Raw genomic sequence first — 1,120 nt, 5'->3', positions numbered from 1 at the left:
GCCCCAGGTGAAGGGGCCGTGGTTGGCGACGAGGGCGGCGGGGACCTCGACGGCCCGCCGGTCGTCGCCGGCCAGCAGGTCGACGATGACGCGGCCGGTGTTGTACTCGTAGTCGCTCGCGCACTGTTCGGCGGTGAGGTCGGGGGTGCAGGGGACGGGGCCGTTGAAGGTGTCGGCGTGGGTGGTGCCCAGGACGGGTATGTCGCGGCGGGCCTGGGCGAAGGCGACGGCGTGGGTGGAGTGGGTGTGGGTGATGCCGCCGATGGAGGGGAAGGCGAGGTAGAGGCAGCGGTGGGTCTCGGTGTCGGTGGAGGGGCGCAGGTCGCCGCCGACGACCTTGCCGTCGGACAGCCGGACGGTCACCAGATGGTCCAGGGCCAGGTCCTTGTAGGGGACGCCGGAGGGCTTGATCACGAACACGCCCGCCTCGCGGTCGACGCCGCTCACATTGCCCCAGGTCAGGGTCGCCAGCCCGACCTGGGGGATGGTCAGGTTGGCGTCCAGCACTTCGTGCCGCAGACCGTCGCGTACTCGTGCGGTCATCGGTTCGTCTCCTTGTGCGCGCGATGCGTGCTGACGGTCGTCACAGGTTCTGGGCGAGTCGGTGGTAGGCGGCGTTCCAGCGGATCTCCTTGGCGAGGTGCCCGGGCTGGGTGGTCTCGTCGATGGTGAGGAGTTCCACGCCGGCCATGCCGGCGTAGTCGGTGAGGGTCTCGGTGTCGACGGCGGAGCTGAGCACCGTGTGGTGCGGGGCACCGGCCAGCAGCCAGCTCTCGGCGGACTCCGCGAGGGAGGGGCGCGGCTTCCACACGGCGCGGGCGACGGGGAGGCGGTGCAGGGGTTCGCTGGGGGTGACGACGTCGACGGTGTTGGCGGTGAGGCGGAAGCGGTCCCCGAGGTCGGACAGGCCCACGACGACGGCGGGGCCGGGGGCCGCGTTGAAGACGAGGCGGACGGGGTCCTCACGGCCGCCGATGGACAGCGGGTGGATCTCGCAGCTGGGGCGGTCGGCGGCGATGGAGGGGCAGACCTCCAGCATGTGGGCGCCGAGGATGCGCGGGGTGCCGGGGCCGAGGTGGTAGGTGTAGTCCTCCATGAAGGAGGTGCCGCCGGGCAGGCC

Annotated in this window: 1 protein-coding gene and 1 pseudogene; both read right to left on the bottom strand. The window is 72.0% G+C overall.

Features of this window, described 5'->3' with window-relative positions:
- Window positions 1-543 (bottom strand): class II aldolase/adducin family protein (locus ACIQPR_RS49120; protein ID WP_403664395.1); only part of this gene is annotated, 543 nt, incomplete at its 3' end.
- 40 nt (window positions 544-583) lie between these two features.
- Window positions 584-1,120 (bottom strand): annotated as a pseudogene (locus tag ACIQPR_RS49115) (L-arabinose isomerase); the annotation flags it as partial.

The sequence above is a fragment of the Streptomyces sp. NPDC091280 genome (genome assembly GCF_044768565.1).
Taxonomy (GTDB): domain Bacteria; phylum Actinomycetota; class Actinomycetes; order Streptomycetales; family Streptomycetaceae; genus Streptomyces.
The sequence above is the reverse complement of the archived record's forward strand: the minus strand, read 5'-3'. Positions and strand labels throughout refer to the sequence as shown.